Annotated in this window: 17 protein-coding genes and 1 tRNA gene; 11 read left to right on the top strand and 7 right to left on the bottom strand. The window is 59.9% G+C overall.

What is annotated here, in order from left to right:
- Positions 1-29: 29 nt before the first annotated feature.
- From ACFORG_RS08545 to ACFORG_RS08530, 4 genes are all read right to left on the bottom strand, one after another.
- On the bottom strand, positions 30-1307 hold the full coding sequence (locus ACFORG_RS08545) for an aspartate aminotransferase family protein (RefSeq protein ID WP_386734997.1): 1278 nt from the start codon (positions 1305-1307) through the stop codon (positions 30-32).
- 4 nt (positions 1308-1311) lie between these two features.
- Positions 1312-2415, bottom strand: a complete 1104-nt coding sequence (locus ACFORG_RS08540; protein WP_386735033.1) for a mandelate racemase/muconate lactonizing enzyme family protein — start codon at positions 2413-2415, stop codon at positions 1312-1314.
- Positions 2416-2512: 97 nt separating this feature from the next.
- Positions 2513-3115, bottom strand: coding sequence for a dimethylsulfonioproprionate lyase family protein (locus tag ACFORG_RS08535; RefSeq protein WP_386734996.1), 603 nt, complete (start codon positions 3113-3115; stop codon positions 2513-2515).
- 73 nt (positions 3116-3188) lie between these two features.
- On the bottom strand, positions 3189-5645 hold the full coding sequence (locus tag ACFORG_RS08530) for an FAD-dependent oxidoreductase (protein WP_386734995.1): 2457 nt from the start codon (positions 5643-5645) through the stop codon (positions 3189-3191).
- Positions 5646-5716: 71 nt separating this feature from the next.
- Here ACFORG_RS08530 and ACFORG_RS08525 point away from each other — a divergent pair, with 71 nt between their 5' ends.
- The 5 genes from ACFORG_RS08525 (at position 5717) to ACFORG_RS08505 (ending at position 16175) form a co-directional block, all read left to right on the top strand.
- Complete coding sequence (locus ACFORG_RS08525; RefSeq protein ID WP_386735032.1) at positions 5717-6604, top strand: MurR/RpiR family transcriptional regulator; 888 nt, start codon at positions 5717-5719, stop codon at positions 6602-6604.
- Between the two features lie 5 nt (positions 6605-6609).
- Entirely contained in the window at positions 6610-7686 is a 1077-nt protein-coding gene (locus tag ACFORG_RS08520) for an aromatic ring-hydroxylating oxygenase subunit alpha (RefSeq protein WP_386735031.1), read from the top strand.
- A gap of 80 nt (positions 7687-7766) precedes the next feature.
- Entirely contained in the window at positions 7767-8156 is a 390-nt protein-coding gene (locus ACFORG_RS08515) for a carboxymuconolactone decarboxylase family protein (RefSeq protein WP_386734994.1), read from the top strand.
- A 266-nt stretch (positions 8157-8422) separates the two neighbouring features.
- Positions 8423-10810, top strand: a complete 2388-nt coding sequence (locus ACFORG_RS08510) for a calcium-binding protein (protein WP_386734992.1) — start codon at positions 8423-8425, stop codon at positions 10808-10810.
- A gap of 283 nt (positions 10811-11093) precedes the next feature.
- Positions 11094-16175: a hypothetical protein gene (locus ACFORG_RS08505; protein WP_386734991.1), complete on the top strand. Its 5082-nt coding sequence runs from the start codon at positions 11094-11096 to the stop codon at positions 16173-16175.
- A gap of 77 nt (positions 16176-16252) precedes the next feature.
- Here the strand turns inward: ACFORG_RS08505 and ACFORG_RS08500 are convergent, their stop codons facing one another.
- Complete coding sequence (locus ACFORG_RS08500) at positions 16253-17017, bottom strand: class II aldolase/adducin family protein (protein WP_386734989.1); 765 nt, start codon at positions 17015-17017, stop codon at positions 16253-16255.
- A complete protein-coding gene (locus ACFORG_RS08495) occupies positions 17014-18204 on the bottom strand; it encodes a clavaminate synthase family protein (protein WP_386734988.1) in 1191 nt (396 codons plus the stop codon). The genes ACFORG_RS08500 and ACFORG_RS08495 overlap by 4 nt, the downstream gene beginning before the upstream one ends.
- A 57-nt stretch (positions 18205-18261) precedes the next feature.
- Between ACFORG_RS08495 and ACFORG_RS08490 the strand changes: the two genes are divergently transcribed.
- Both ACFORG_RS08490 and ACFORG_RS08485 read left to right on the top strand, forming a co-directional pair.
- The gene (locus tag ACFORG_RS08490; protein WP_386734987.1) at positions 18262-19218 is read left to right on the top strand and encodes a GlxA family transcriptional regulator; all 957 of its coding nucleotides are present in this window, start codon (positions 18262-18264) and stop codon (positions 19216-19218) included.
- A 479-nt stretch (positions 19219-19697) separates the two neighbouring features.
- Positions 19698-19787: transfer RNA gene (locus ACFORG_RS08485), tRNA-Ser, on the top strand.
- An 807-nt stretch (positions 19788-20594) separates the two neighbouring features.
- Here the strand turns inward: ACFORG_RS08485 and ACFORG_RS08480 are convergent.
- Complete coding sequence (locus tag ACFORG_RS08480; RefSeq protein ID WP_386734986.1) at positions 20595-21992, bottom strand: hypothetical protein; 1398 nt, start codon at positions 21990-21992, stop codon at positions 20595-20597.
- A gap of 165 nt (positions 21993-22157) precedes the next feature.
- Here ACFORG_RS08480 and ACFORG_RS08475 point away from each other — a divergent pair, with 165 nt between their 5' ends.
- Genes ACFORG_RS08475 through ACFORG_RS08460 form a run of 4 tightly spaced genes read left to right on the top strand, consistent with a single transcriptional unit; the run spans position 22158 to position 26231 of the window.
- Complete coding sequence (locus ACFORG_RS08475; protein WP_386734985.1) at positions 22158-22400, top strand: hypothetical protein; 243 nt, start codon at positions 22158-22160, stop codon at positions 22398-22400.
- A gap of 11 nt (positions 22401-22411) precedes the next feature.
- Entirely contained in the window at positions 22412-23674 is a 1263-nt protein-coding gene (locus ACFORG_RS08470; protein ID WP_386734984.1) for a DUF3179 domain-containing (seleno)protein, read from the top strand.
- Positions 23674-24510 (top strand): formate/nitrite transporter family protein, encoded by an 837-nt coding sequence (locus tag ACFORG_RS08465; protein ID WP_386734983.1) that lies wholly within the window; start codon positions 23674-23676, stop codon positions 24508-24510. The genes ACFORG_RS08470 and ACFORG_RS08465 overlap by 1 nt, the downstream gene beginning before the upstream one ends.
- A 56-nt stretch (positions 24511-24566) precedes the next feature.
- A complete protein-coding gene (locus ACFORG_RS08460; protein ID WP_386734982.1) occupies positions 24567-26231 on the top strand; it encodes a sulfatase-like hydrolase/transferase in 1665 nt (554 codons plus the stop codon).
- Positions 26232-26259: the final 28 nt, after the last annotated feature.

The following is a 26259-nucleotide window of genomic DNA, read 5'->3' as shown; positions in this document are numbered from 1 at the left end:
TGGGCCGGCCCGGCAACCCAGCCATTTGATCAAGCTGTGGCGATTACCTGCGATGCCTGCTCGATCGCGCGGCGCGTCAGGTCGAGATCCTCTTCATCCAGCGCTAGCGACGGGTAGAGCTTGCCCGGCGACTTGAAGACACCGTTGCGCCGCAAGGTCGCGTTCCATGCCTCGTTGACGGCCGGATCGCGGTGACGGGCGCTGCGGTAGTCAATGGGGTCGGCATCGGTAAAGTAGATATCGAACAGGGTTGGATCACCACAGATTCGGTGGGAGACGCCAACGGCGTTAAGAGCCTCGGTCTGCATATCCATCAGGGTCTGCCCCAGCTGCCGCAAACGCTCGTACTGGCCTGGACGACGCAGGATCTCCATTGTCTTGAGGCCCGCTGCCGAGGCGACCGGATTGCCCGACAGTGTGCCCAGTTGCATCAGCCATTTCTCGGCACCGACGGTCGCCTTGTCGAAATGCGCCATGATCTCAGCCGACGCACCAAGCGCAGCCAGGGGGAACCCGCCGCCGATGATCTTGCCAAGCGTGCAGATGTCCGGCGTTACGCCATAACGTTCCTGCGCCCCGCCATAGGCGAGCCGGAAGCCGGTGACGATCTCGTCGAAAATCAACAGAACGCCGTGCTTGGTGCAGAGATCGCGCAGGCCCTGAAGAAAGCCGGGTTTGGCCGGTATGATCCGCTGCAACGGCTCGACGATGATGGCGGCGATGTCGCTATGTTCGTTCAACAATCCAGCCACGGCGTCGAGGTCGTTGAACGGGGCGATCAGCATTTCGTCCGCGACACCTTGTGGGATACCGGCGCTGTCTGGAACGGCCGTCGGAAAGTTGACCTGTTTCATTGGGGCCAGAGACATCTGGGCCTCGGCGCTCATCCCGTGATAGCCGCCTTCGAACTTGAGGATCCTGGACTTGCCGGTAAAGGCCCGGGCCAGGCGGATCGCATACATGTCCGCCTCGCTCCCCGAGGTGACGAAGCGCACCTGCTCGCAGCACGGAACAGCGTCAACAATGGCCTCGGCCAGTTCGATGCCACGCGCGTTGTTGGCAAAAAAGGTCATGCCCTTTGGAAGTTGCTCCAACACGGCCTCCATCACCTCGGGGTGGCCGTGACCAAGAAGCATGGGCCCCGATCCGATCAGGTAATCGACGTACTCGTTTCCGTCCTCGTCCCACACGCGGCTGCCCTCACCCCGGGCGATGACGATGGACGCATCGAAATTGCCAAAGCCAGCGGCAGGCAAGACTTCGCGGGCGCGGGAAATCCATTCGGATTGGGAATGCAGTCGGTTCATGGGATCAATCCAGTATCAGGTCAGGCTGGCCCAATTGGGCGGCGTCCACTGTTATGCCGAGGCCGGGGCCTTGCGGCGGCGCGATCCTTCCTTCGCTGCGCTCCGGGGCCGTCGGGGCGAGGCGCGGGCTGACATACCCGGACAGGTCGCAAACATTCTGAAGGCGGTTGGGATTCGTCGAAGCGCCCAGGTGCAAAGCAGCAGCCGTGACGATATCCGAACCCCAGGTACATTCGATACACATCCGGGCGCCGAGATGCTGACATAAGTCCCGCGCACGCCGGGTTGCCGAAAGGCCGCCGAATTTCGACAGCTTCAGAGCAACCGCATCCATGATGCCCAGCCGATGTGCCCGCAGCAGGCTGTCGGTGTCATGTGCCAGTTCATCCAGCTTCATCGGCAGGCCCGTGGCCTGGCGTACACGGGCGCAGTCATCAAGGGTCGCGCAGGGTTGCTCCAGCATCACGTCGAGATGCGCCACCGCGCGCCCGACGCGCGTGGCATCAAGTGACGTCGCCCCGCAGTTCCAGTCGCCATAGACCAGCGGGCCGGGTCCGACCGCCTCGCGAACCTTGATCAGCCGCTCGACATCGGTCTGCCAGTCACCCGAGGCGCCGAGCTTGGCCTGGAACTGGTTAATTCCGCGGGACTGCGCGTCGATCGCAATGCGCGCCATTTCGTGCGGCTCGACACAAGTGATCGAATGATAGAGTGGAAGATCGGCCTGCCGCTGCCCACCCAGAAGAGCATGCAGGGGCAATCCCGCTACCTGGCCTGTAAGGTCCCACAGGGCGATATCCAAGGCCGATTTTGCATAGGGATGTCCCATGAGATAGGCATCGGCCTGCGCCATCAAGGCGTCCGGGCCAATCGGATCGCCCCCCAGAATGATCGGCGCCATCTCCTGCAACGCAGGTGTCACACCGCGTGCATAGGCAGGCAGGTAATGCGGGATCGGGCAGACCTCGCCCCAACCGGTCAGGCCGCCATCCGTATCAAGTGCGATGACGACGCTTTCCACCGTGTCACAGGTCTTGCCCTCGGCCATGTAATAGGCCGTGTGGCTGGTCAGCGGGACATGCCATGCGCGCAATCGGTTGATCCGCATCGGCGCGACACGCGTCAAGGAAGGCGTCGACAAGACGGTCATGGTTCTAACCCCTTGTAGATCGGGTCGCCGGATTTGCATGAGGTATCCATCGGAGTCACACGCCCGGCTCTGCGCTGGTCAACACCGGTTTCGTCCCGAGATCGCCCCGCCACAGGACCAGCGCCAGCAGCGGACGGGACAGCGTGCGGGTGGCGTGCGGAACATTCGATGCATGAAACACGTGGTCGCCGGGCCTCATGACTTTTGCGCCATCCCCTTCGACCCAGAACTCCGCCTCGCCTGCCAGAATGAAATAGACCTCCTCGGCAGGATGATGATGCAAGGGATAGTCCAGATCGGAGGGCATGTAGACGAAATAGGCGCCGATCTTGTTGCTGGCATAGGCGCCACCTGCGCCGATCAGGCAGTAACAGCCGAACCGTTCGATGAAATCCTGGCTCAACTGCGTACCCTTGTACGTCTCGCGCCACTGGGCATGCGGGGCGGCGGCAAGGACCGCATCGCGCAGCGGTGCGTATTCCTCGGGGCAGTCCAGCGCGACATCCGCCAGCAACAGGTCCTCGGCGCGAATGTGGTGCCGAATGACAGCTTGAGGCACCAGATCATCGGGCCACTGCACGAAGTCGCGTAACGCGTCTGAGGCAAGGTGCGTTGCGCGCGTCGCTTCCAGCAGAGCTTCGAAACTTGGCTGACTCATGGGATCACCATCTGAGCGCAGAAAAAACTACCGTCATGGCCGTTGAACACGCCCGAAACGGTGTTCGGGCGTTTCATTCCGCCGGCTCCGTCACGGCATCTGTCCGCGGCAACAAGCTCTGTGGATCGTAGGCCGGCTCTCCCAACACCTTCGCCTGACGGGGCTGCCCGTGAATGACGACCTGAAGAGCCGTTCCCGGCTCGGCCGCGTGCGGTTTGAGGTAGGCAAAGGCAAGGATCTGCCCCACGGTATGACCATAGGCCACGGAAGCTGTCGACCCGACAACCACGCCGTCCTTTGTGACCGCTTCGCCACCATGTCCGTCGCGAATACCATCCGGTTCGATGGAGAGATAGGCGCAGACCCAGGGCAGATCCCTGTCGAGGGTCTTGTCCCGGCCCAGAAACTCCTTGTCGTTGCGGACGAACCGAAGCACGTCTGCCTCGGCAAGGGTGACCTCGTTCGTCAATTCCCCTGCCCCCTTGAAGCCCTTTTCCATGCGCATGACGTTCATCGCGAAGCTGCCGTAATCCGCGATGCCATGCGGCTCACCAGCGGCCCAAAGCGCATCATAGACGTCCTTCACCGCAGCGAAGGGCATGTGGAGTTCCCAGCCCAGCTCACCGGCATAAGACATCCGGAAGGCCCAAACCGAATGGCCTGCTATGGTGATCTGCTGTGCCGACAGCCAGCGGAAAGCGGCGTTGTCCAAGGGCGCGTTTGTTGTAGCTGCCAGAACCTCGCGCGAGGCAGGGCCGTTCAGCGCCAGCGCACCCCACCTGTCCGACAGTGCCGAGACCGTGACCTGTTCATCCTGCCTATGGGCCGCGAGGTGATCGAGCAGGCGCTGTTCAAAAAACGCGGCACAAACGAGGTAGAACTTGTCCTCGGCCATACGGACGATCGTGGTTTCCAACTCTACCCGCCCAGCGCGGTTGAGCATGTGGGTCAGGGTGATCGAACCCACCTTTTGCGGCATCCGGTTGGCCGTCAGTCGGTCCAGCAGTTGATAAGCATCCGGCCCTTCGACCAAAACCTTTGTAAAGGCCGTCACGTCCATGACGCCGACGGCCTCGCGCACTGCCTTGACCTCGGCCGCGACCATCTCGTCCACGACTGTACGACGGAAGGAATAGTGATCCTCCTGCGCGACCCCGTTGCGTGCGAACCAGCGCGGACGCTCAAAGCCGTAGACCTCCTCGAACACCGCACCCTTTTCCTTGAGCGTGTCGTACAGCGGCGAAGGCTTGATCGGACGTCCGGCGAGCCGGTTGAAATGCGGAAAGGGAATCTCGTGGCGGAGGCAATAGTCCTCCTTGGCCTTTACGACCTGCCATTCCTTGTTCGCATAGCTGCCGAAGCGCCGGGGATCGTACTCGCGCATCGAAATGTTGGCAGCCCCATGCACCATCCAGCGCGCCAGTTCACGCGTCAGGCCGGGACCCCAGCCGATGCCGATCTGCGTACCGCAACAGCACCAGTAATTCCGGACGCCGGGCGCGGGACCGATCAGCGGATTGCCGTCAGGGGGATGGCTGATAGCGCCATGCACGTCGCGGGTGATGCCGAGGTCGGCAAAGATCGGCATCCGGTTCAGGCTTTCCTCCAGCCACGGCATGACCCTGTCGTAATCCGCGTCGAACAGCTCGTTCTCGGCGTCCCAAGGGCAGTGATCGAGCCAGACGGCGTTTGGATTGGCCTTTTCGTAGATCCCGATCAGACCCTTTTTCTGCTCCATACGGATGTAGCCGGACACCTTTCTGTCATCGCGAATGACGGGCAGTTCCCGGTCGAGATCCTTGAATTCCGGCACCTCGTCGGTGACGAAATAGTGGTGGGTCATCGAGGTCATCGGCAATTGCAGGCCAGACCACTCGCCCATTTGACGGGCATAGGTACCCCCGGCATTGACCACGTGTTCGCAGCGGATCGTTCCCTGCTCGGTTTCCACCACCCATTCACCGTTTGTATCCTGTGTGATGTTCGTCGCGCGGCAGCGGCGGACGATGCGCACACCCTTGGCCCGGGCTCCCGCAGCCATCGCCATCGTCACGTTGGTCGGGTCCACGTGGCCGTCATCGGGTGTGTGCAGGGCGCCCAGCACCCCATCGAGGTTGTAGAACGGATGCAGCTCGGCAACGCGGTCAGGCCCTACCAGTTCGATGTTGAAGCCCAACGACCGGCCGACGGACAGCGTATGACGCAGCCAGTCCATTTCGTCCTCGGTATAGGCGAGGCGGAACGAGCCGCAGCCATGCCATGTCACCGCCTGCCCCGTCTCGGCCTCGAGGCCACCCGAGTACAGGCCGATGTTGTAGTCGACGCATTTGCCAAGACCAAAGCTGCTGGTGGAATGCGTGATCTGGCCCGCAGCATGCCATGTGCTGCCCGAAGTCAGCTCGGCCTTCTCCAGCAGGACGGTTTCGTCACCCCAGCCTTCATGGCCCAGATGATAGGCCAGGCCGACCCCCATTACGCCTCCGCCAACGATCACCACGCGCGCATGGCTGGGCAGGGTTTTCTCCGACATGGTCGTATCCTTTGTCCGGACGTCGCAAAACTGATGGACAGGCTAAGTGGACGTGTGTACCAATGTCAATCATGAATGGAACAAATGTATCATCACAGGTTCTCGAACGCCTCTCCGAGGAATGGGATGCCCTGACGCCCGAAGCACAGAAAGCGGCGCGTTACGTGCTGGAAAATCCGAATGATGTCGGTGTTTCGACGGTGCGCGAGATCGCCGAAGCCGCCAAGGTCAAGCCCAATACGTTTGTCCGCATGGCGCGCCAGGTCGGCTTTGAAGGGTACGAGGATTTTCGCGCCCCGTTCCGCGAGGCGATCCGCCAAGGCGCCGTGAGCTTTCCCGACCGCGCGCGTTGGCTGCAGGAGATTCGCAAGTCAGGTGACCTTGGCGGGCTTTATGCCGACATGGCCGAAGCGGCGCTGCGCAACGTCGAAGAGACCTTTGCCGGCATCGACGCCGAAACGCTAAAAGCAGCCGCCGAGGCGATCTGGTCCAGCCGGCAGGTATTCACGCTTGGTGTCGGGGTGAACAATGCCAATGCGCGCAACTTCACCTATCTCGCATCGACCGGTATGACCCAGTTTCACGCCATTCCGCGCCCCGGCTCTACGGCGATCGACGATCTGGCATGGGCAGGAAAGGACGACGTGCTGATCGCGATGACATGCCGCCCCTACCGTTCCGAGGTCGTGGAGGCAGTGCGCATTGCGCGCGAACAGGGCCTGACCGTTATCGCGATTTCCGACAGTCCGGCCAGCCCGATCATTCGGCAGGCTCACCACGGTTTTCTTGCGGCGGTCGATACGCCGCAGTTCTTTCCCTCGTCGGTTTCGACGCTGGCCCTGCTTGAGACACTTCTCAGTTTCGTCATCGCGGTTGCCTCGGACGAAATCGTGGAGCGGGTCGAAACCTTCCACCGCCGCCGCCACCAGCTGGGCATCTACCTGGAGGAGCCTGAATGAACGAAATGACCGCGCTGGTGCGCTCGCTCGACGCGCACTTCTACACCGATCCTGTGGTCTTTGCCTCCGAGAAATCCGGGCTGCTGGCCCGAACATGGCAATTTGCCGGACATGCCAGCCAACTTCAGGCTCCCGGCGACTATTTCGCGTTCGAACTGGCCGATGAAAGCCTGTTCTGCATCAAGGGGCGCGACGGCGTTATCCGGACATTCTACAACGTTTGCCAGCACCGCGCGCATCAACTCGTCACTGGCGAAGGTTCGACACGCGTGGTGGTCTGCCCCTATCACGCATGGACCTATGAGCTGACCGGCGGTTTGCGGGCCGCACCCAACGCCAAGGCGGTTCCGGGTTTCGACGCTTCGAAGATCTGCCTGACCGAAGTGCGGACCGAGGTGTTCCTTGGCTTCATCTTCGTCAACCTGGACCCCGATGCGAAACCGATGGACGAGTGGTTCCCCGGCGCGCGGGCCGAAATCGAAGAGTTCGTGCCGCATTGGGCCGATCTCAAACCGCTGGAATGGGTCGAAATACCAGAGAATTGCAACTGGAAGGTTTCGGTCGAGAACTACTCGGAATGCTATCACTGCAGTCTGAACCACCCGACTTTTTCCACCGGGGTGATCCGCCCTGAAACCTATGACATTCAACCACAGGGGTATTGCCTACGGCACAGGACCGAGTGCAACGACCTTGGTCAGATGACCTATGACATCGAAAGCGGCCACCCGAACAATGATCGGTACTCGTCTTGGTTTCTTTGGCCGATGTTCAGTTTTCAGGTCTATCCGGGCAACGTTCTGAACACCTATCACTGGCGTGCGATCGATGCAGATCACGTGGTCGTCTGGCGCGGCTGGTACTCGGTCGGCGGCTACGACGACGAGACCGTGCGACGCCTTGCGCAACAAGACCGCGCAACAACGGTAGAGGAAGATATACATCTGGTTGAGTCGGTACAGCGCGGTTTGAAATCCCGTGGCTATGTGCCCGGACCGCTGGTTGTCGATCCCGTCTGTGGCGTGAACTCGGAACATTCGATCATGCATTTGCAACGCTGGATGCGCGAGGCGGTGGAGTGAATGAAACGCGGCAGGACAGGACCGGCATCTCCTAAAGTTACAGAAAGATCAGTCCCTCGGAGAAAATCGGGAATCTTTACATGAGCACATTTGACGACGACCTGTTTCTGAAGGGTTTGGAACAACGCAAGGCCACCCTCGGCGCGGAATATGTCGAAAAGAACCTAGCGGCAGCCGACGATTTCACGCGCCCGTTTCAAGAAGCGATGACCGCATGGTGCTGGGGTTTTGGCTGGGGCGATGACGTGATCGATGCGAAGACACGCTCGATGATGAACCTCGCCATGATCGGCGCCTTGGGTAAGATGCAGGAATGGGAAACCCATTGCCGCGGGGCACTGACAAACGGTGTAACCAAGGATGAAATCCGGGCCATCATCCACGTCATCGGTATCTATTGCGGCGTACCGCAGGCTTTGGAGTGTTTTCGCGTTGCCAAGAAGGTTCTTGCCGAGACAGAGGCCGGCTGATGTAGTGGTCGACTGTTTCAGGCCTGCGGACTGTTCATCAGACCAGGATCGCGGCCCCGTCGTGACCCGACAATCACGGCCAATCCAGCGCGAGGTATCGGAACCACCGGGGAGAACCCGATTGCAAGGCTGCCTGTGAGTCGGCCTTCTGACGAGACCGTTGGAACAAGAAGCTTCCCTAACGTAAGGGGAGTCTCTATGCATGTCATATTACATAGCCGACTTTTCTTCTCGCCTGCCAGTTTGTCCCGATGATTGGAGCTCGCATGTCGGATCTTCTGCTACTCGACCAGAAATTTGCCCCCCTGCAATATCCCGGCACCGCCGGAGAACCGTATGACAGGCACGTCTTACCTGATGGTCGCCTACTTGTTCTCAAGACTGTCTTTCCCTCCGATTACTATTCGTCCCCCTACCCGCTTCTGAAACTCATGGGCGCAGACGGTTCACTGATCTCGGAAACGCGGATCGAAACAGATTTCAGTTTTCCCGGCAGTTCGGTCGAGGCGGGGCTGCTGGTCTCTCCGGGCGGCACTGTTCTGATCTATACGAGAGACGGCGATACCGGGACCGTCGCGGTGTCGGCGATTGGACCGGACGGGCAACCGGGCCCGCGTTCGACGCTACAGGGCAACTTTGATTCCTATAACTTCATCAGACTTCAAGCGCGCGACGACGGAGGTCTTCTGGCGATCTGGAATGTCACCGCAAGCGAAGGCGGACAGGAGACCCATTTTCAGCGTTTCAATCCCGACGGCACCGCCGCGAACGTTGCGGCCATACTGACCGGGGAAGACGCGTTTTCACTGTCCGGTATCGGCATCACGCCGCTTGGCGACGGGCGCAGCCTGTTGTTCAGGCCGGGCGAAGAACCTTTGATCCACATTATCGGTCCCGGGGGATATCCGGGTCCCGCGATTCCGGTTTTTGACGGCGCTGAACGGGTCGAGGGCCTCACCGGAATCCTGCCATTGCCCGAAGGCGGCTTTGCGCTTTTTGCAGTGGTTCCGAACGACAACTTCGCCTTCGACCTTGTCATGCAAAAGATCGGACCGGCAGGGGGTATCGCGGGGCAGCCAATGGAATTGCTGGAGATCAACCCGTTTTCTGCCTCTGTGATCGCGCTTGACGTGACAGACGACGGATCGCTTGCGGTGATCGTCGGTGTCGGCCGCGCTGAGGTAATCCGGCGCATTTTCGACTTCGAAGGCGCTCCGGTTTCGACCGACACCATTTACAGCGCGACGCCGGAGGAAGCAGGTGTCGCGCGCGGCAGCGAAGATCCGGTCAACGAATTCGCGGCGACGGTCAGACCGGATGACGGTTTGATCATCGTGGGACCCCGCGCCGGCCCCGAAGACAACTCGATCCTGTTCCTGCAAAGCTTCGACTCGGAGGGGCGTGCCGAGAGTACCCCGATGCCATTCGAGGGTCCCGCCGCCTGGTTCAACAGCATAGGCTTTTCCGGAAATGAAAACGGGGACCTGTGGATCGGATGGCAATCGCAAGTCGATGGCCCAACGCTGACCGCGTACAAGGTCTTCACACCCAGAGAACTAACGCCGGGCGCCGACAGTGAAACGCTTTCAGCCCCCGAAGCGGTCGACGCGCTGGCAGGAGATGACCTGATTTCCGGCAGCGACGGGCAAGACCGCATCCTTGCCGGAGAGGGGAATGACACGGTATCTGCAGCCGACGGCGACGACCTCTTCAGCGGCGGGTCCGGGGACGACATGCTTACCGGTGGGCCGGGCGATGACATGGCGTTTTTCAGCGGACGCTGGCAGGACTATGCCTTTGCGGCGGACGGCTCCGGTCTGCGTGTAACCGGCGGGCCGGGTACAGCGGCAGAGCAGGATGGAAGCGATCTGTTGATGGAGGTCGAACACCTCGTCTTCGCCAACCGGACCGACGCCGCCACGACATTCCTGGATGAATTTGAACAGACGTTGACCGGGACGGATGCCGACGACCTGTTCGAAACCGGTTTGGGTAGCAGCATCCTGCGGGGCGAGGCTGGCAACGACACACTGAACGCCGGAGGTGGCGCGGACACGGTCAATGGAGGTTCGGGCGATGACGACATCACGGGCGGTCCGGAAACCGGCGATCTTCGTGACGTGATCTACGCCGGCAGTGGTAATGACAGGGCAAGCGGCGGTGGCGGCAACGACCTGATTTTCGGCCAGGACGGCAATGACACGCTGGATGGCGGCCTTGGCGCTGACGAGATACAGGGCCAGAGCGGGAACGATGTCATCACCGGCGGAGGCCTGTCCGACCTTATCTTTGGCGGGGATGGAGACGACTTCATCAATGGCGGCTTCGGGTATGACCGCATCAACGGTGGCGACGGCGCAGACCGGTTCTTTCATCTCGGCATTGCCGATCACGGCTCGGACTGGGTGCAGGATTACGATGCGGCCGAAGGTGACGCTCTGGTGTTCGGCCAAGCCGCAACCGCTGACCAGTTTCAGGTCAATCTCGCCCATACCGCCACGCCGGATGGTGAACGCTCGGGCGATGATGACGTGCAGGAAGCATTCGTGATCTACCGCCCCACAGGTCAGATCATGTGGGCGCTGGTCGATGGCGAAGGACAGTCCAGCATCAACCTGCAGATAAGCGGCGAGGTGTTCGACCTTCTGGCGTGATACGTGAACACATGGCGGTGATACTGAATAGCTCCGGGCCGGTTCCGGCTCGGGGCATGGGTTCACCGCCCCTGTGGCCTGAAGCGCCGAGTGGCGACCAATATCGCACGTGCTCCATTGTCAACCGCGCGACCTGTAGGCGGTGGCCAATGGACCAGAAATCATACCAGGTTTGACGAAACGCGGTGTGGTGGTAGGCTAAACCGATATTTTCGCCTCAGCTTTTGAAGCATTTCATGATTTTCTTTCCGTGAGGCCGGAACTGCATTGAAGGGGGTAAACGATGCCCACGCCTACCGTCTGGAAAGCTCAAACGACACTGTCGCTGACCGGAAGCCAGTCTGATCCGCATGTGATCGGTCTGGCCAATGGTCAAATCCTCGTGGCCTTCAGCGATGACACGATAGGTGTCGGGGCGGATATCGTCGGCCGTATCTATGACATCGATGGAACGCTGGTCCGGGACACGTTTGTCATCAATACGCGCGAGACAACACTGACCCAGTGGGATTTCGATATCGCGGCCATGGGCGGTGACGAGTTTGCCATCGCCTATATCAGCGAGGATGGGCTGCCGCGCAGCGCGGTGATCTGGGAACGTCAATCGGCGGGCGGGACGGTAATCGCGACGCAACAGGTTGCCGTCGAGAATTCCGCGGCCGACCTACAGAATGCCAAGGTCGTTTATGACCGCTTGACCCAGCAAAGCCTGGTGTCATGGGAACGCTACGACGGCGGGACAGACATCAATGTTCGCGCCGCCACCCTGAGCGCGGCCGGAGTGATACAACCGGGCAGCAGCTACGCCGCGGCCCAGAACAGCGCCGATCCCGACGCCGATCATGACAGCGCTCTTCTGGCGACGGGTGAACTGGTTACTGCGACGGCCGAGGTCGACGGGGCGAACGTGTCGATCGAAGTGCATGTCATGGACCCCGGCGGCGCCCAATCGCACAGCAATATCGGCTTTGCCACCGCCAGTCCCGATCTTGCAGATCCGAAAGTTGCTGCATTGAAGGACGGTACATTCGTCGTGATCTGGGAAGATGATGGCGACATCGTCGGTCAGCGCTTCAACGACGATGCAAGTGTCAACGGGGCCGGTTTCAACATCGTCGCCGGTACCGACGTTACCCGGACCGCCGATATCGTGGCACTGCCGACGGGAGGGTTCTTTGTTATCTGGCGCGACGATAGCGACAGCCGCATCGAGGGACGCGTCTTCAACTCCGACGGCACGTCGGACGGGTCGCAGGTAACGGTGTTCGATTATCCCGGTATGAATCCCTATGTCGGTGTGACCGCCGATGGCAGAATTCTTGCAACGGTCGACCGGACCGGGGCTTCGACGGAAATCGCATGGGCCATTCTGGATCCGCGCGGCGACACGATCGATGCTACCGACATGGCGTCGGGCCCGGTCAGCCAACTGGTCACCAACACGATTACCACCAGAATTGGTGACACGACCCTCGACGGGACGCCCGACGCCGATACGCTGCTGGGGCAAGGCGGTGACGACACGATCCGGGGTCTTGACGGCGATGATGTGATAAAGGGCGGCACGGGGTCCGACCTGTTGCGCGGCGGATACGGCAACGACACGATAGAAACGGGATCCGGGCTCAACACCGTCTTTGCAAATCAGAACGACGACAGCGTCATCGGGGGCAGCGGAGCGGACTACATCCACACCGGCTGGGGTGACGACTACGCCATCGGTCAGGGCGGTGGCGACACGCTGATCGGAAGCTTGGGCAACGATACGCTTCTCGGCCAGGGGTGGCACGACTCGATCCTAGGGGGCGATGGAGAAGACAGCCTGTTGGGCGATGACGGTGATGACACGATCTCGGGCGGCGAGGATGACGACTACATCCACGGTGGTTCGGATGGCGGAATCAACGATACGGCGACCTGGGCCTATTCGGCTCCAACTGGCTCGATCCTCCTGCTCAATCGCGGCTGGAACATCGACCTGAGATCGAACAGCGCGACCTTCTCGGTCAATGGCGGGGTCGCCTTGGAAACTGACACCGTCTTTGAAATCGAGCACGTCATAGGTTCGGGATATGACGACACGATCACGGGGAACGACCGCGGCAACCAATTGGAGGGTGGGCTTGGCAACGACGTGCTGATTGACGATGCCAGTGGCGCTGACACATTGATCGGAGGCGCGGGCATCGACACGGCGGTTTTCACGCCGTTCTTCAGCTCAGGCAGCGTTTTCGACATGGTCCTGGGCCAAAGAACATTCAACGGCACCAAGTTCGACGAGTTCTCGGAAATTGAAAACCTTGTTTTCAACGGCAATGTCACGGTCATTGGTGATGGGGAAAACAATCATCTGTCAGCTTACATTCCGACCGACGCGCGCCACAGCAATGTCAGCGGTGGAGGTGGCGATGACACGATCGACGCCGGCGCAGGCAACGACACCGTTTCAGGTGGAAGTGGCAATGACCTGATCATTGATCGGCTGGAAATCGGGTCAAACTCCACACTGTCCGGCAACGGGCAGACTGACACCCTAGACCTGTCCGAGGCCGGCACCGGATTCACTTACGTCTCCGGCGGGCCGCTGACCGGCAACAACTCCGTAGAATTGGATATCTCGGGTTTCGAGCACATCATCGGCACAGATTTTGCCGATACGATCGAAGAGCTTGCCGGGATCGACACGATCGACGCAGGCGGCGGCAACGATACCGTGATCGGGAATCCGGCCTCGGTGGTCGACAAGTTCGACGGGGGCGACGGGATTGACCGGTTCGAACTTGGACAAACGTCGGCCTCTTACCTTGTCAAGATGGACACGGGCGAATTCGGTGGCTTTGCAGACGTTCTGACAGGCTTTGAATACGTGGTGATGTCGGATGGCGATGATACCGTTCGCGGCGTCAACGGCCAGGATGACAGCATTGAAGGCGGAGGCGGGAACGACAGCCTTCGCGGCCTATCGGGCGACGACTACCTGGTCGGCGGCGCAGGCAACGATACGCTGATAGGCAATGGCGGCGACAACACACTGATCGGCGGAAGCGGTATCGATACCGCCGTGTTTTTCAACCCGCTGACATCTTTCACCTTTGACCCGGAAACGGCTGCCGCGGTGACACTCAACTTCAGCACCACGTCGCATTACGTCGCCGGTGATGTCGAGTTTCTGCAGTTCTCGGACCGAACCATCGAGCGCGATCTTTTCAGCTATGCGCTGAATGGTCTGACGCTTGAGCGCGGCGTGACCTATTCGAACCAGTTTGGCAACTATCTACCCGGAAGCATCCGGCATGGAGATAACAAGGCTGTCGTCTACTTCGATTCCAACGGCTACGACCAGACGATTTCGTTCAAGGGGTACGATATCGACGCCGTTGGCGAGATCGAGGCCATGCTGAACGGCAAAAGCCTCGGCTTTCTCAGTCTTGGTGGTAATGGGGCCTTTGCCGATTACAGTCTGACTCTGTCGGCGGCGGACATGGCCGAAGGCCTGAACGCGATCAGTTTCCATCAGCGTATCGACCCTGCCTATGAATGGGGTATCACCGACCTGCGGCTTGACACGATTGTCGATGCCGCCCTGACACGCGGCGTGATCGACGACGGCGATTATGGAAACAATTTCAACGGTACAAGCGATGCGGACGGCATCGTACTGGTCAGCTATGATGGGTCCGGACCGGTCGAGCAGCTGGAGCTTACCGGCTTTGACGTCGATTTCGCCGACGAGGTGGAGGTACGGCTCAATGGTCTCTTCAGGGGGTACCTGCCCGTAACGGGCAACGGTGGCACCGGTCCGGCAGTCTTCGAACTCGACACTGACGACCATGAAACGGGTGAGAACTTGGTGGAAATCATCCAGGCTCGAAACCCGAGCTTTGATTGGGGCGTAACCGATTTGCGGGTCGGAGTGGACGCGGATTTCCGTCTGGAGCCAGGCGTATTGGAGTCAGGTGAATACGGGAACGATTTCAACGGCGCTACCGCGACACGCGGTCTTGTGACCGGTGCGTTCCAAGCAAGCCAGAGCGACTTGATCCTCGACGTGTCGGGATACGACATCGACACCAGCATCGAGGTTCAGGTTTCGCTCGATCAATATGAAACCGTCAACAATCGCCTGATCGACACCAACCGCGTTCTGGGCACGCTCATGCCAACGGCCAACAACGCCGAAGGAGCATCGCAATTCGGCATCGATGCACGCTGGCTGATCCCCGAGGAGAACGTTCTGCGGTTCGCACAGATGACCGATAACTCCTTCCGTTGGGGCGTGACCGACTTGTTACTACGCCTAACGGACACGAGGTTGACGGTCGGAAACACGGAAACCGCCAGTTTTGGAAACGGGTTTAACGGAACTTCGGATGCCGACGGCATGGTTTTCGCCACCTTTACTGGTCTTGGGGCCGACCTGACGTTGGACTTCGACGGGTTCGACTTCGACCTCGCGGACGAGGTCGAGCTGCTGCTGAATGGGCGAAGCCTCGGCTTTGCCGGCCTGGGGCCGAATAACGGCACGCAGGGATACCAGTTTTCCATCGACGCCGTCGACCAGGTAACCGGGTTGAACGTTCTGACCTTTGCCCAGCGCATCGATCCGGGGTTCGATTGGGGCGTGACCAACCTGGCGTTGGCATTGGCCGAAACGCCGGACACCGCCCTTACGCTCGGGACACAGGAAACAGGCGAGTACGGCAATGATTACAACGGCGCGACCGATCCGGACGGTCGCGTCCTAATGACTTTCCATCCTGGCAGCGCGGAACGTCTGGTTCTCGATGTGTCGGGCTATGACGCCGATTTTTCGGGTGAAATAGCTGTTTTGGTCAACGGCGTTGAACGCGCGATACTCGACGGTGGAGCGAACAACGGTGAAACGCCATTCGTGATCGGACTGGATGACGATACCTTGGCCGAAGGCGTCAATACGCTGATTTTCGAGCAACGTCTGGACCCGAACTTCCGCTGGGGTGTGACAGACATTCTATTGGAGGAACCGAACGCACATCTGGGCTTCGGCGGTCGCGACGACACGGATTATGGAAACGGGTTCAACGGCACATCCGAACCGGATGGCGAGTTGATCTTTACCTTCGACAGCGACGACGCCTCGTCTTTCAACCTCGAAATCGCAGCATTCGACGTCGACACGGCAAGCGAGATCGAGATCCGGTTGAACGGTGACACGCTGGGTTTCCTGGAGGCGGGGGCGAACAACGGCATTTCGCAGCACGAGCTGTCCTTCAATTCGGCGCAGACGGTCGATGGGCTGAACGTCTTGTCCATCATTCAGGCACAAGACACATCCTTTACCTGGGGGATCAGCTCCATTGAGCTAATTTTTGCGGGTGCGGAATAGGGCGTATCCTTTGCTGGATATCCCAATGCGGGTCGTGTTTTCCTTATGCAAAGCCGAGGCTGCAACCTGCGGGCAAATCAAGTCTTGTAGTCGGGGCTTCGCTTTTCGAGCATACGCAGCAAGCCTGCCCATTCGGTTTTGCCGTCATAGTTGTAGTGTTCAGACGACGCCATCTGGTCCTGATATCGGGCGATCTTTTGTGGGTCGATCATGTGCAGTTCGCGTCCCATGGAGAGGGTCTTGATCTGAGTCGAACATGTTTGGCGCAGGAAGTACGCACGAAAGAACGCCTCGGCCGCGGTGGTTCCAAGCGCATAGTAACCGTGGTTGCGGCTTATCAGGATCTGGTGTTGCGCCAGAGTTTCAACGAAGTGTCTGCCGAACGCTTCATCCTCGTCAAATTCGTACTCGATGTAGCCTGTGAGGTTTCCCAGATACACTGCGGGCTGGTTCAGGGGCAGCAAGCCTTCCTCGATAGAACCGACCGCCATCACCTCTTCTTCGTGGCCGTGGACGAAGAACATCACCTCGGGGCGTGATCCGAGAATCCATTGGCACAGGTTCTGCACACCGTCGTTCAGCCACGGGCCGTCAGGATCCACCGGTCGACCATCCGGCCCGATTTTGATCATCGCCGATGCGGTCGCCTCCTCCCAGAACATGCCGTAGGGATGCACGAGGTAATGATCAGGCTGATCCGGAACGCGAGCCGCGACGGCCCCATTGGCGAGATCCGACATGCCGTAATGGGCCAGAATGCGAAACGTGGCCGCAAGATCCAGCCGCGCCTTCCATTCCGCCTCGCTGAAGGTTGCCGGCCTAACGCTGGTCGAGATATTCATGATGTCGTCTCCGTTGTGAAGCTGCGTTCGAGCGACCGGATAGCAGACAGCAGGTCATCCCGATCGGAGTAGATACCTTCGATAAACCGTGTCCCGCCGTGGGCGTCGTACCCATTGCGTCCATGAAGGGTGCGCCGGTTGTCGAATGCCACAAGATCACCCGGCCTGTAGGCGAACTTCATCTGATAGGTCGGGTCCTGGGCGCGGGCGGCAAAAGCACGATAGCTGCGATAGGCACGGCCCTGCTCCTGGAGCGAGGCCACCAGCGGCGCCCGCAGCCAGGTGTTGTATCGTATGCCCGTTACGCGGCCGCCGAAGTCACGTTCGATCACCGGCCCCTTGGCCTTGTAGCTCGTCGATTTCGAACGGTTGTTATAGGTCCATTCGATTTCGCAGAGCGCCTTGAAATGCTCGGGCTCTTCGGCCGCGAGATCGGCGGCAATCCTATAGGCGTCCGCGTAAATTCCCTCGCCACCGCTGGTGGTGTTGTCGCGGCAGAAGAGGAATTGCAGCCCGTGCGGGCATTCGCGGGTCGGCATGTCGATGTGCAGCATCAACGCATCCGAGGTAAACGCATTGCTGTCCGGGTCATCCTTGATCTCAAGCGTGTACATGCGACCAAAGTTGGACTCTCTGATTGGGCCGATACGTTCAACCACCTGCATCAACAGCCCGTCCTGGTTCGGCAGATTTTCCAGCCGAGCCACACCGAAATCTCGCAGTGCTGTAAGCCAGCTCAAGAAAACCGCTGGATCGTTCAACGCTGTCGGACCGTCAAAGGTCGGCGGTTCGGGCTGGTTTTTGCCGGTCCACAGAACGGTTGTTTCAATGGTGTGAGGCGTGTCAAACCAACCATTCCCGTAAAGCCAGCCGGGGTGATACCTGCTGGTCGGGTGGTTATGAGTCCAATGCACGATCACAGTGCCATCCGGGCCGAGTTCTGCCGAACTGATCAGCAGGTCCCCCGGCAAATCAAGGGGCGAAAGCGTGGTTTCACGTGCCAACGGATGCAGCACGTCAGGCGAAGGATCGTTCTCGGCCAGTAAAAACGGGTGGTACCGGCTGATACTACAGTCTGACCATTCCACTAGCAACGCGCCGTCTTCGGATCGGACAGCTGCGGGTTTGACTATCACAGGCCAGACGTCAAAGTCGGGCGTGATCGGATGTTGTTCCAAGTCTCTCATGTCCGGTCCTCCAATTCTGCGTCGACTGTAGTTTCCGGATTGAATTGGTGCTTGACCTTGGAGGACAAGGATCTTGCACAAGAATACACTTTGACGATGACCAGAGTTTCGATTCACATCGCCGATGGCTTCCCGATCCTTTCCTTGACGCTCATCACCGAGCCATTGCGCGTAGCGAACCGTGAGTTGGGAAGGCACCAGTTTTCTTGGATGGTCCAGTCTGACTCGGGTGGTGCCCGTCTTTCATCAAGCGGGATTCCCCTGCAAACCATTCCGTTGTCGGAGGACCCACCGGACGCTCTCATCTTGCTGGCTTCCTACAAGCCCGACCTCTCTGCGACGGCAAAGACGATTTCCTGGTTGCAGCGCATCGACCGCACAGGCTGCCTTATTGGCTGCGTCGACACCGGTGCCCTGGTCTTCGCGAAAGCGGGGCTTCTCGGACGGAGGCCCGCCGCCGCCCACCCCGAGGCAAATGCCGGCTTTCATCGGCAGTTCCCCGATAGTCTTTTCGTGGACAGGATGTACGACTTTTCACCACCGCGCTTTTCAAGCGCTGGCGGCGTTTCCACACTGGATATGACGCTTGCCCTTATCGGGCATTACGCCACGCAGCGTCTGGCGGGACGTGTCGCAAAAATATTGACCTATGATCCACCCACGGAGGGCTGGATGCCGCAAGTTATCCCACCAAGCGCTCCGAAGGAGGTGCGCGATGCCGTGGCGATCATGCATGCGAACCTGTCGACGCGGATAACCGTCTCTGAAATTGCAAACAGGGTGGGCAATCCGGTGTGGAAGTTGGGACGACAATTCACGAGATACCTCCACTGTTCTCCAACCACGTATTTCGTTCAGTTACGGCTAGCGAAAGCACGGGACATGCTACGTAACACGACACTGGCCGTCGGCGACATTGCGACTGAGTGCGGATACGAAAACTCCGACGCATTTAGCCGCGCCTATCGCTCCATGTACGGACGACCACCAAGTCTGGACCGGGATCTGCACTAGCCCCTTGGACGATCACTTGTTCACGACCCCGCAGAATGCGCGCCACCTGCTCCACGTCAGGCTCAACACGCGTCTTCAACCGGCGACCCGCCGCACCAGACCCCAGTCATTCCTGGTCAGTTTGTCCCTCACGAAGTCGCAGCGGCTTCGACACCGGCAAACGAAGTTTCTTCAGGACAGAAATCAACCCAAGGCTTCGTCCAGAAGAAGAGAATGGAACGGATCGGGAGTCATAAGGCGGTCAACCTTCGGACGATTTGGAAGAGAGTTCGTTGGCGGACGAGTGATGCACAGATCAAACAACTGATGTGGTTCCTGCCTCGTACGCACAGACACGAATTGATCAAAACTTGCCCGAAGCCGATGTCACCTATCGCTATTCCATTAATATCAACATGTTAACGTAAGCGCGCAGAGTCTTCCAATCGCAGAGAATTTGACCTTGTATTCCCGTTGCTAGCGCGGTTATACCCGTCGGCGGAGACGTGGCCGAGTGGTCGAAGGCGCTCCCCTGCTAAGGGAGTAGGCGGGAAACCGTCTCGAGGGTTCGAATCCCTTCGTCTCCGCCACCGCACATAACGTTTTGTTATTGTGATCCTTTTTCTGCATAGCCCAACGGCTTGTTGTCCAAAATGGACCACAAAAAGGCCGAAACAGACGATATGCGCTACCTCGTTGAGCCTCGCGGCCTCGGCAAGAACTTGGTGTTCCGCATTGTGACCCCTCTCGATCTCGTTGGTGTTCCGAACCCATCAGACGGGAAACCGATCGGGAAAGAGATCAATAAAGGACTTGGGGCACTGCACCTCCCAGAGGCCGCAAGTGCCGTGACATCGCGCTGGGCGACATCCGAAGGCTTTTCAGGACCGCTTGAGCGTTGGCGATGCCTTCTCGCTGGCCTCCGCAGTCCAATGGCGGAAAACGATCTTGGCTGAGCAGGCTGGGGCTGAAACACAAAAAGACGGCTTCTACGTTGGTTCGGAGTTCGTGTTGTCTAACAAGCTGGAGCAGGCCGAGGCGCGTGGGGGTCCTGGCCAACGGCATCCGCCGCGCCCGGATCGAGAAGATCAGGCGTCTGCTTGATGCGGCTCCGGAGCCCGGCTGAACGCCAGATGAACCTGCGGCCAAGAGAACCACGCCCCGAACGCACGTCAGCCCGGACCTGACCTGACCGGACCTGACCGGACCTGACCGGACCGGACCGGACCTGACCTGACCTATTCGATTGTGTCAAGCCCTTCTACAAGCCATTGCGACAGTGTTCTTGGCTGCCCTATCTGCGCCCGACGGTGTTGGAAGCTCGTGCCATGCAAAATTAACCATGTGTCCACGGAACCGCCATCAACCCACAGATCGTGGGTCAGCGCTCGCCTGGGTCACTTACGTTTGGATGAGCCCCAACCCGCACGTGTCAACGTGTCCATTAGTCGGTCCTCGAGAGCAGGGTCGACAAATAGGCTTCGCACAATGACCTCGAGCGGGTAGCCGGGCCAAGCTCGGTCCAAGAGAGCGAGGCTTTCCTCTGCGGAAGACTGCTTGCCCAGCTCAGAGTAGCACGCTGCCATGAATGCAACGTTTAAGGGGCTCACGGGACCACCTGAACGGATAGCCTCAAATGCGGCTTCTACCCCCGCCTCATATTGCCCAAGGAAAAAATGAGCAGCCACGATCGTGTTACCAAACCCCAATCGCTCCGAGCTGCGCCGATCGTTGACCCATGTCTTGGCCGTATCCAGCGCTTGCTCGATCTCACCGCAAAACAGGGCGATCAACGCGTCGAAGTTGTGGACGTGGACGTCGTCGGGGCCGAGACGACGTGCCTGTTCGGACCGGCTGAGCGCGGAGGCGCAGTCATTTGCGACGTAGGCCGTGAGGGCATAGGCCGAATGCGCCCAGCCATCCGATGGTGCCAGGGCGACAGCACGGCTTGCCGAATGGTGGGCTTGGGTAAGCAGCGCCTCACGGTCGGTCTGGCTTGTCGCAGTCAACGCCAAAATCGCGCGGATCTGTGCCGCTCCTGCGTGGCCACCGAAATAGTCGGGGTCGAGCAGGATCGCATGCTCCAAGAGGGCAAGTGCGGCCAGAAGCCGTGACCGGTCGAGGGCGGGAAACATGAGCTCTCGTGCATCCGCGGCGAGGTTGGATGCTTGAAGCCTCGCCGGTGAGAGGCGGAAGAGCGCTTCACGCACCTCATCGGAATTGCCGGGCGTGGCGACCGTGAACGAGGTTGCGGGCTCTGGCGATCTGGAGACGAAAAGCGAAGTGATCCCGGCGGCGAAGGCGGCGCCGATCAAAAAGGCCGCAACGACCCAGATCCGACGGACCGGAACGTAGATCGCCGGTTGGGTCGGGGCAAGGGGTGGGATATCGACTGCGGGCGGCTGCGTTTGTTCCTCAAATCTCGGACAGTAGCCGCCGGGATCGACGTGTATGCGCAGCGGGTCGGTGCTGCCGGCATGGTCGTAATAGGCGGTCAGCCGGCGTCGGAGACGACCGGCATCCACACGCACAATCGCAAGAGGATCGTCCCCCTGCGCGAGCGTTCGACCATACACGTCCTCGGCGATCGTCTTGGATCGGATCTCGTCGCCACGCCCGGCAAGGTACTCGTCCACCACGTATTGCAGGAAAGCCTGGATTCGCGATGCACCATCGAATTCCGGGCTTTGCAGGACAGCTTTGAGTGCGCGTCTGATCCGTTGCGGGTCGATCTGCGTCGCGTTTTTCTGCGCGTCGTCGTCCGACGTTCGCGTGTTCCCCTGTTCGACGCTCACACCCCGACCCCGGAAGCCTCTGACAAGTAACGTGTTACGCGTAACGTACCGCAAATAACCTACGCGATCCATCGTCTTCAGGCGCATCGTCGACAAACCGGATGCGGCCAATCGCTCACCAGATCGGTCCACGCCCCACCGGAGAACGACAGTGGAGGGTCGGACGTGCTGAAAACCGTTTTCCCCGACCGTTGGGACGCCATCCAACGGATGTGCACCAAAGACGAAACCTTCGCCGAGATCTGTCACGACTACGAAACCCTGTCCTGCATGCTCCCGCGCGACGCCAGTGACCCAACTCTGCAAGCGATCCGGGAAAGCATGCAGGCGCTGGAGGAGGAAATTCGCACTTCTCTCGACCGCACCGGCGAAGATGCCGGCCCTCGGCAAAAGGCCGACGAATTCTAGGACGGAACGCCATGCTCGTACATTTGCTTTTCTACGTCAGTCTCGTAGTCTCCTTGGCTATCGGGTTCGTGTATTTCCGCGATCTGGGGGACGTCAGCCAGATGCTCCTCAAGGTGAAGCGGGACAACATGATCCGCTTCATTCGCCACGAGTACCGCTTGATTGCAGCCGGCCTCGCAGCTTTCGTCGTGGCCACCTTGGTGCACTTCGCATTGGACGGCGGCGCGGGATGGATCTGGTGGGTCGGCCTTGTCCTGGTCGCGTTGCTCTACGGCTTTCCCTATGTCTGGGTGCATCTGGGGCTGCGCAATCAGCTCAACGACGCACGCTTCTTCCCGATCTCGGAGGCGCGCACCTTGGTCTCTCCGACGGCGCCGGTGCTGGTGATCGTTAATGGGGATCACGCCCGCGCGCACCCCGATGCGCAGATCATGCGCCCGCATCTGGCGGGTGACGACAAGGGTCTGGGCGGCGAAGATGTGGTGATGACCTATTGTGCCATGGCCAATCTCGGCCAGGGCTACGTGCCAGCCATCGAGGGCAAACGCCTCAACCTCGATGTGCTTGCCCAGCACGGCAACAACCTGATCCTGCGCGACAACGACACCGGCGAGCCGATCCAGCATATCTACGGCTTTCGCGAAGGCGATCGCGCGCCGGACACCGACGGCCCGGCCTGCCCAGTCCGGCCTGCGGCGCAAATGACCCCGTGGCCGACGTTCCGGATGACCTTCCGCGGATTTCAGAAGGCCTATCCCGAGGGCGAGGTATTTCTCAACAAGCCGTCGGCGAACCCATTCCTGAGGATGCTCGACATGGTGACCGAGATCACCTTCGGCTGGGGAATTGGGCGCCAGCACCAGGAAGACGCGCCGGTTATGCCCAACATGGAGCGCTCCGACGACAGGCTCCTGAACAAGACCCTCGTCTGGGGCGTGACCATCGGCACAGATGCCGCCTGCTGGACCGACGACTTCATCGTCGAGAACAACTGGCTGGTCAACGCGACTGTCGGAGGGCGCGATCTTGTCGTTCAGATTGATCCTAAGTTCGAGAGTCTCGGCGTCTGGTATAATGACACGGGGTCTCACGTAACGCGCTGCGATTTCTGGGGCAACAGCGATCAAGGACAGCTTACCCGCGTGGAGACGCTGCGGGCGGGCGTATTCTGGCATGTCTGGTCCGAGTTCTTCCCTCATACCGACATCAACCGCGTCAACGCGCCGGCCACACCTGACGTTGATCGAGTCCCGCCTCACGCGGAGGCTGTGTGATGAACAAGCCAGCGTCCCAAACACCGAGCCGCCAGTATCGCGCCGCCTATGAGGTGCTCCCCGCGATGAAGGAAGAGGCCGAGTTCTACCTTGGTCTTTCCCCGGCTCAAACCTTCGTGCTGGCCTGTGCTGGCGGAGTTTTTGTGACCTTCGGCGCGCTCTTCTCGCTTCTCCTTTCGACGGGGGTGACGGCCTCTGGACCACAACTCCTGCTGCAGGGGCTCGGCTTCTCAACCGGATTCTTCATGATCATACTGAGCCGCGCCGCGCTTTTCACCGAGGCCAACGTCATCCTGCCGGCAAGTTTCTTGCAGATGAGGTGGGCTGAGATCTCGGCCCATGCATTCCAGTTCTGGGTTATTGCATGGGTCGGAAACATGGTGGGCGCAGTGGTGGCCGGACAAGTGATCGCCTTTGCTCAAACCTATCCCGATTACGTGCACGAGGCACTCGCCAACGTTGTTGTCAAGAAGATGGCGTACATGGACGAAGGCACCTCAATCGCCTGGGTTAAGATCATCGTCTCCGGCATGCTGGGCAATGCGCTTATCGGCATGGCGGCTTTTTTTGCCACCATGGGCAACACGCTTTTCGGAAAGTTTGTCCCGGTCTTTCTTGTGGTCTCGCTCTTCGTGGCCGGCAACCTGCAGCACAGCCCCGCGAACATGGGGTACTTCTCGTTGAGCATGGCGACAGGCGGAGGCCCGGGCTGGGACGAAGCCATTGTATGGAACATCATCCCTGCGGGGATAGGGAACATTCTGGGAGGTGCGATGCTCGTTGCATTGCCCTTCTGGTTCGCATTCCGCCGACGCGCGAACGGGTTCTCAGAATGACTGACTGCACGCTTTCCCACCAACCTCGAAACGCGCGCCAAAAAGAAAGGCTTTCCATGAGACTTCTTGCCCTCCCCTTGATCTCCTTGACGATTGGCGCTGCGGCCAGCGCTCAGACCGACCCGATCGTCCATGACGCGGAGTACTACATCCTCGAGGCGCAGCGCGCTGACCAGTGGGCTGCCGATGACGCAGCCGTCGACACCGCGCTCGAAACCTTTCGCCGCGTGAACGGAGGTCGGCCACCCAACATCGTCAGCGTCCTGATCGACGATATGGGATTTGGCGACATGGGCATTCCGGAGCTTAACGCGATACGCGGTTACTCCACGCCCAACATCAATGCGTTTTCCGACGAAGCGATGCGGATGGTGCGGATGTATACCGAGCCCTCCTGCACACCGACGCGCGTGGCGCAGATGACAGGGCGGTTGCCGGTCCGCATGGGGATGGGCGACACAGCGGTCGATATCGCAGGTTTCGGCTTGCCGGACGAGGAAGTCACGCTCGCCGAGGTTCTGAAAGAAGCCGGCTACGCCACGAGCCACGTGGGCAAGTGGCACATGGGCGACATTGCCGAGAGCTGGGCAATGAACCAAGGCTTCGATTATGCCCAGCACGCGGTCCACCAGCAGGGGCAACTGACGATCTTCAACGATGACGCGCTGCGGGAGCAGGTCAGTGTCGGGATTGGCGACTACGAGGACACCTACACTGTCGACAACTGGTTCCGCCCGGATTCCGCCGCAATGATGACGGTGATCGAGGGCGAGGCGGGCGGCCCGATCCGAGAGATCCGAATGGAGGCAGGCGAACGCTGGAACACCGCCAAGTACGACGAGATGAACCAAGCGTTTCAAGATAAGACGCTGGAAGAACTCGAGCGCCTAGCCGAGGGCGATGCCCCGTTTTTCCTTCAGTACTGGCCGATGATCCCGCTGCACAACACCCGCACGGGGCGCTCGGGTGCCGAAAGCCCCAATGGCGGTCTCTATGTCGACAAGATGCAACTGCTTGACGGCTGGCTTGGCGATCTTTTCTTGCGCATGGAAGAGTTGGGCGTCGCGGAAAACACCATCGTCTTGGTGATGGGCGACAACGGGCATTTCGACAAGTACTCACCGCAATCGGGCTTTACGCCGATGATTTACCGCGGGGGCAAGGGCTCCACCCATGAAGGCGGTGTGCGGGTCGACGCGTTCATCCGCTGGCCGGGCATGATCAACGCGGATTCGATGCTCAACAGCGTCATTCACGTCTCCGACCTCTACACCACGCTGTCGCGGTTCGCCGGAGCCGAACCGTTCATCCCGCGAGACCGGCTGGTGGACGGAGTGGATCAGTCTGCATCGATCCTGTTTGCGAACGAAGAACTGGCCCGCAGAGACCACGTCATCATTTACTCGATCAACAGCCCCAAGGCGATCGTCAAGGATCACTACCGGCTCAACCTGCCCGGGCCGGGGGAGAGCCCCATCCTCGCCGCGTTCCACGACCTCTACCGCGACACACGCGAGGAGTTCCCCGTCTCAACGGAGGTCGGTGCCTGGGGCGGCCAGGAGTTCGTCCGGATCCTGGGTCGGCACATGGCCCGCAAGGAGCTCTACCCGGACACTCAGCCAGCCCGCGGTGTCCCCTATGAGGGGGTCGAAAATCTCCGTCCAGAGACGAAGACGGCGGTGCAAGCCTTTTTGACAAAACAGGCCTCGGTCGGCCGCTAAGCCGCTCCCAACGAAATTCCATTGGAGG

This window comes from Lutimaribacter marinistellae (assembly GCF_042648365.1).
Lineage (GTDB): Bacteria > Pseudomonadota > Alphaproteobacteria > Rhodobacterales > Rhodobacteraceae > Lutimaribacter_A > Lutimaribacter_A marinistellae.
This window is presented reverse-complemented; position numbering and strand designations above follow the sequence as displayed.